The sequence below is a fragment of the Streptomyces sp. SID12501 genome (assembly GCF_010550245.1).
Lineage (GTDB): Bacteria > Actinomycetota > Actinomycetes > Streptomycetales > Streptomycetaceae > Streptomyces.
This window is the reverse complement of record NZ_JAAGLU010000501.1, coordinates 1-483: the sequence shown is the minus strand read 5'-3', so window position 1 is coordinate 483 and position 483 is coordinate 1. Positions and strand designations below refer to the sequence as shown.

The 483-nt window shown below is 74.5% G+C and carries 1 pseudogene; it reads left to right on the top strand.

Features of this window, described 5'->3' with window-relative positions:
- Window positions 1-254, top strand: a pseudogene (locus G3I71_RS46980) (hypothetical protein); the annotation flags it as partial.
- Between the last annotated feature and the right edge of the window lie 229 nt (window positions 255-483).

Here is a 483-nt window from a genome sequence, read left to right as displayed (position 1 = left end):
CCGGGTTCCTCCTGACGACGCGTCGGCTGGCCGACGGCGTGCAGCCGCCGCAGCGCAAGCGCCGGCCCGCGAAGGGCTCGTACCCCGTGGCCCCCGACGGCACGCCCGCGCCGGACGCCGAGCTGTGGTCGCCCGAGGCGATGGGCGAGCGAGAGACGTCGGCCAAGAAGATCCGCCGCGTGCGCCGTGAGCTGCACGTCGCGCCCGACGACCTCGCCGCGCGCGAGGACGGCACGCCGCCCGAGGACGACTGAGCGCGTCCACGCCTCGGGACGGTCACGAGACACGGGGTCGTCGCGGCGTCACCGTTGACACGGGCGGCTAGGGTCGACGGACCAGCAGGCACAGCGTGGTGCTCGGTGGACCGGAGGAAGGGCGCACCGCGACGCGGAACGGAGGCCGATCACCATGACGGAACCTGCTGCCGGCGGGCGTGACCTGCAACGCGAGCTCACGGTCCTCGCCGCCAAGAACGAGCGCCTG